This is a genomic window from Streptomyces sp. AC602_WCS936, assembly GCF_019049125.1.
Lineage (GTDB): Bacteria > Actinomycetota > Actinomycetes > Streptomycetales > Streptomycetaceae > Streptomyces.
In genome coordinates, this window is the sequence record NZ_JAGMUF010000050.1 from 1 (window position 1) to 4,812 (window position 4,812).

A 4,812-nucleotide genomic window follows, 5' to 3' on the forward strand; every position below is an offset into this window, starting at 1 on the left:
CTGCTGCACCACATCGCCGGCGACGGCTGGTCCCTGGCCCCGCTCACCCGCGACCTGGCCACCGCCTACGCCGCCCGCCGCGAGGGCCGCGCCCCCGAGTTCGCGCCACTGCCCGTCGGTTACGCCGACTACACGCTGTGGCAGCGCGAGCTGCTCGGCGACGCCGACGACCCGGCGAGCACGCACGGCGCCCAGCTCGCCCACTGGCGCGAGGCCCTCGCCGGGGCCCCCGCCCAGCTCGACCTGCCCACCGACCACGCCCGGCCCGCCGTCTCCTCCCACCACGGCGCCACCGTGCCGTTCCGGCTCGACGCAGGCCTGCACGACCGGCTCGCCGGACTCGCCGCCGCCTGCGACAGCAGCCTGTTCATGGTGCTCCAGGCCGCCTTCGCCGCCCTGCTGACCCGGCACGGCGCGGGCACCGACATCCCCGTCGGCAGCCCCGTCGCCGGCCGCACCGACGACGCGCTGGACGACCTGGTCGGGTTCTTCGTCAACACCCTGGTGCTGCGCACCGACACCTCCGGCGACCCCACGTTCGGCGAACTCGTCCGCCGGGTGCGGAACTTCGACCTGGCCGCCTACACCCACCAGGACCTGCCGTTCGAGAAGCTCGTCGAGGAGGTCAACCCCGAACGCACCCTCGCCCGCAACCCCCTCTTCCAGGTCGTCCTCGCCCTGCAGTCCATGCCCGCCGCCGACCTGGCCCTGCCCGGCCTGGACGTCGCCGCGGAGCCGGTGCGGGTGGGCTTCGCCAAGTTCGACCTCGGTCTCGCCGTCGTCGAGGAACACACCGCCGACGGTGCCCGCGCCGGTATCCGCGGCGACTGGGAGTACAGCACCGAACTGTTCGAACGCGGCACCGTGGAAGCCCTCGGCGAACGCCTGGAACGCTTCCTGCGCGCCGTCGCCGAGGACCCCGAGCGCACCATCGGCTCGGTCGACCTGCTCGGCCCGGCCGAACGCCACCGGCTGCTGGTCGACGTCAACTCCACCGGGACCGAGCCGCCGCGGCCCGTCACGCTGCCCGCCCTGTTCGAGGCACAGGCGGCCCGCACCCCCGACGCCGTGGCACTGGTCATGGGCGCCGAGTCGCTGACGTACGCGGAACTGAACGCGCGGGCCAACCGGCTGGCGCGCCGGCTGGTCGAGCGGGGCGCGGGCCCGGAGCACGTCGTGGCGCTCCAGCTGCCGCGCTCGACGGACCTCGTCACCGCCGTGCTCGCGGTGTGGAAGGCCGGCGCCGCCTTCCTGCCCGTGGACCCCGGCTACCCGGACGAGCGGATCGCGTTCATGCGGGCCGACGCCCGGCCGTCCCTGGTGCTCACCCCCGACGGCCTCGCCGCCGACCTCGCGGCCGCCGCCCCGTACCCCGGCACCGACCTGGGCGACACCGACCGGACGGCCCCGCTGCTGCCGGACCACCCCGCCTACGTCATCTACACCTCCGGTTCCACCGGCACCCCCAAGGGCGTCGTCGTCGCCCACGCCTCGGCCACCGCGACGATCCCGCCGCAGGCCGCACGGTTCGGCCTCGGCCCGCACAGCCGGGTGCTGCAGTTCGCCTCGATCAGCTTCGACGCCGCCCTGTGGGAGTTGACGGCCGCCCTGCTCACCGGCGCCGGACTGGTCCTCGCCACCGCCGACGAACTGCTGCCCGGCCCCGGCCTGGCCGACCTGGTCCGCGAGCAGGGCGTCACCCTGCTCGCCCTGCCGCCCGGCGCGCTGCCCGCCCTGCCCGACGGCGCCCTGCCGCCCGGCACCGACCTGATCGTCGCCGGTGACGCGACCGCGCCCGACCAGGCCGCCCGGTTCGGCCCCGGCCGCCGCATGGTCAACGCCTACGGCCTGACCGAGAGCACCGTGTGCGCCACCATGAGCGCCCCCGTCACCGGCGCGGTCTCCCCGCCCATCGGCCGCCCGGTCGGCGCCGCCCGCGTCTACGTCCTCGACGAGCGGCTGCGGCCCGTGCCGCCCGGCGTCACCGGCGAGATCCACCTCGCCGGGCCCGGCGTCGCCCGCGGCTACCTGGGCCGTCCCGGGCTGACCGCCGAGCGGTTCGTCGCCGACCCGTTCGCACCGCTGTTCGGCGAGCGCGGCACCCGGATGTACCGCACCGGCGACCTGGGCCGGTGGCGGGCCGACGGGGAGCTGGAGTTCGCCGGCCGCGCCGACCACCAGGTCAAGATCCGCGGCTTCCGGATCGAGCCCGGCGAGATCGAGGCCCAGCTCACCGCCCACCCGGCTGTCGCGGCCGGCGCGGTCGTCGTCCGCGAGGCCGAACCCGGCGACAAGCACCTCGTCGCCTACGTCGTCCGCGAGCCCGCCACCGGCACCGGCGACCCGGGCACCGAGAACACCGCCGCGGACGGCGGCGAGCAGGTCGAGAGGTGGCGCGAGACCTACGACTCCCTGTACGAGGCCGAGCCCGGCCACGCCTTCGGCGCCGACTTCTCCGGCTGGAACAGCAGCTACACCGCCGACGCCATCCCTCTGGAGGAGATGACCGAGTGGCGGACCGCGTCCGTCGAACGGATCCTCGCCCTGCGCCCGCGCCGGGTCCTGGAGATCGGCTGCGGCACCGGCCTGATCCTCTCCCAGGTGGCGCCGCACGTCGCCGAGTACTGGGGCACCGACCTGTCCGCGCCCGTCGTCGACCAGCTGCGCGGCCACCTCGACGCCCACCCCGGACTGGCCGACAGGTGCACCCTGCTCACCCGTCCCGCGCACGTCACCGACGGGCTGCCCGCCGGGCACTTCGACACGATCGTGCTCAACTCCGTCGTCCAGTACTTCCCCGACGCCGGCTACCTCGCCACCGTGCTGCGCCGCGCGGCCGCACTCCTCGCCCCGGGCGGCACCGTCTTCCTCGGCGACATCCGCAACCTGCGCACCCTGCGGGCCTTCCGCGCGGCCGTCGAGCTGCGCCGCGCCGGCGCCTACGCCGAACCCGCCGCCGTACGCCGAGCCGTCGACCAGTCGATCGCCACCGAGAAGGAACTCCTGCTCGACCCGGACTACTTCACCACCCTCGTCGACCGGGACCCGCTCCTGGCCTCCGCCGACGTCACCCTGCGCGCGGGCGCCCACCACAACGAGATGAGCCGGCACCGCTACGACGTCCTGCTGCGCCGCGCCGCGGACGGTCCGCGGCCGGCCGAGGAACGGCTGCGCTGGGGCACCGACATCCGCACCGCCGACGAACTGCGCCGCGCCCTGAGCGGGGACGGCGCCGTACGGGTCACCGGCATCCCCAACGCCCGACTGGTCCGCGAGCACCGCGCGTTCGCCGCCCTGGAGCGCGGCGACACCGCCGGTGCCGCCGCCCTCCTCGACGCCCCCGCCCCCGACGACGCCCTCGACCCGCACGACGTGCAGAAGCTGGGCGCCCGCTGCGCCTGGGGCGAGCAGGACGACACCTTCGAGGCGTACGCCGGTCCCGGCACCGCCCACCGGCCGCGCCCGGCCGCCGGGCGCCCCCTGGCCAACGACCCCTCCCGCGGCGAGCGCGACGCCCGCCTCGTCGACGAACTGCGCGACCTGGTGGCCGAGCGGCTGCCCGCCCACATGGCGCCCGCCGCGTACGTCGTCCTGGACGCCCTGCCGCTGACCGTCAACGGCAAACTCGACCGGGACGCGCTGCCCGCACCCGACCTGGGCGCCGCCGCGGCCGGCCAGGCACCCCGCACCCGGCGCGAGGAGATCCTCGCCGCCCTCTTCGCCGAGGTCCTCGGCCTGCCCGGGGTCGGCGTCGACCGCAGCTTCTTCGACCTGGGCGGGCACTCCCTGCTGGCCACCCGGCTGCTGAGCCGCATCCGCACCGTGCTCGGCGCGGAACTCGCCGTGCGCGACCTGTTCCAGGCGCCCACCGTCGCCGAACTCGCCGGGCGCGTCGACGGCGCCGACGAGGCCCGGCCCGCGCTCACCGCCCGGCCCCGCCCCGAGGAGGTGCCGCTGTCGTTCGCCCAGTACCGGCTGTGGTTCCTGCACCGCATGGAAGGGCCCGGAGCCACCTACAACATCCCGATGAGCCTGCGGCTGACCGGCAGCCTCGACACCGGTGCGCTGCGGGCCGCGCTCGCCGACGTCGTCGCCCGCCACGAGGCGCTGCGCACCGTCTACCCGGAGCGCGGCGGCGTCCCCCGCCAGCAGGTCCTGAACCCCGTGGCGCCCGCCTTCGAGACGGTGCCGACCACGCCCGAACGGCTCGGGGCGGACCTCGCCGACGCCGCCCGCCGCGGCTTCGACCTGGCCGGCGAACTGCCGTTGCGGGCCACGCTGTTCGCAGTCGGCGAGCACGAGCACGTACTGCTGCTGCTCATGCACCACATCGCCGGTGACGGCTGGTCCTGGCCGCCGCTCGCCCGTGACCTCGGCGACGCCTACGCCGCGCGGCGCGCGGGCCGCGCCCCCGACTTCGCGCCGCTGCCCGTCCAGTACTCCGACTACACGCTGTGGCAGCGCGAGCTGCTCGGCGACGAACGGGACCCCGACAGTCGGATCGCCCGGCAGATCGAGCACTGGACCCGGACGCTGGACGGCATCCCCGAGGAACTGACGCTGCCCACCGACCACCCGCGCCCCGCCGTCGCCTCGCACCGCGGCGACACGGTGCCCTTCACCGTCGACGCGGACCTGCACCGCCGGCTGAACGCGCTGGCCGGCACCGAGCGGGCCAGCCTCTTCATGGTGGTCCAGGCGGCCTTCGCCGCCCTGCTGACCCGGCACGGGGCGGGCACCGACATCCCCGTCGGCTCTCCCGTCGCGGGCCGCACCGACGAGGCGCTGGACGACCTGGTCGGGTTCTTCGTC

The 4,812-nt window shown here is 76.0% G+C and carries 1 protein-coding gene; it reads left to right on the forward strand.

Annotation, left to right across the window (positions count from 1 at the left end; translation table 11 throughout):
* A partial coding sequence (locus KUM03_RS16925; protein WP_217249472.1) for a non-ribosomal peptide synthetase occupies positions 1–4,812 on the forward strand: 4,812 nt, incomplete at both ends.